Source organism: Vibrio sp. 10N.222.55.C6 (assembly GCF_041473395.1).
Taxonomy (GTDB): Bacteria; Pseudomonadota; Gammaproteobacteria; order Enterobacterales; family Vibrionaceae; genus Vibrio; species Vibrio crassostreae_C.
In genome coordinates this window covers 1-232 of record NZ_JBFRSD010001157.1, presented here as the reverse complement: position 1 = coordinate 232, position 232 = coordinate 1, and the positions used below count along the sequence as shown (strand labels likewise).

Here is a 232-nt window from a genome sequence, read left to right as displayed (position 1 = left end):
AAACAGATTCGTGAAATGGTTGACGTGATCAGTGGTATTGCTGAAAACACCAACTTACTCGCATTGAATGCCGCAATAGAAGCAGCGCGAGCAGGGGACCAAGGTCGCGGGTTTGCCGTGGTTGCCGATGAAGTACGAAAACTGGCGAGTGGTACCTCCCAGCAAACCACTAATATTCGTAATATGATGAACGAATTGGTGGCGGCAGCTGACCGGTCACGTGCTTCTGTAA

At 50.0% G+C, this 232-nt stretch carries 1 protein-coding gene; it reads left to right on the top strand.

Annotation, left to right across the window (positions count from 1 at the left end; genetic code table 11):
- A partial coding sequence (locus AB4486_RS27980; protein ID WP_372120078.1) for a methyl-accepting chemotaxis protein occupies positions 1–232 on the top strand: 232 nt, incomplete at both ends.